1 protein-coding gene is annotated in these 261 nt (G+C 68.6%); it reads left to right on the top strand.

Annotated features, from left to right (window positions below; all coding sequences use genetic code 11):
* On the top strand, positions 1–261 hold a 261-nt coding region (locus tag FLQ44_RS04830), incomplete at both ends, for an MnhB domain-containing protein (protein WP_147693324.1).

Below are 261 nucleotides of genomic sequence, written 5' to 3'. Positions count from 1 at the left end.
CATGATGCTGGTGGTGGCCACGCGCCTGTTGCTGCCCCTGGCTCTGATGGCCGGGCTCTATATCTTCCTGCGCGGCCACAACGAGCCGGGCGGCGGCTTCATCGCCGGACTGGTGTTCTCCATCGCCCTGCTGATGCAGTTCATGGCGTCGGGCTGGGGCTGGGCCGACGCCCGCCTGCGCGCGGACAACCACAACCTGATCAGCTGGGGCGTGCTGATCGCGGGCCTGACCGGGGTCGGCTCCATCTTTTTCGGCGCCCC

It is taken from the genome of Vogesella mureinivorans (assembly GCF_007644035.1).
Taxonomy (GTDB): domain Bacteria; phylum Pseudomonadota; class Gammaproteobacteria; order Burkholderiales; family Chromobacteriaceae; genus Vogesella; species Vogesella mureinivorans.
The sequence above is the reverse complement of the archived record's forward strand: the minus strand, read 5'-3'. Positions and strand labels throughout refer to the sequence as shown.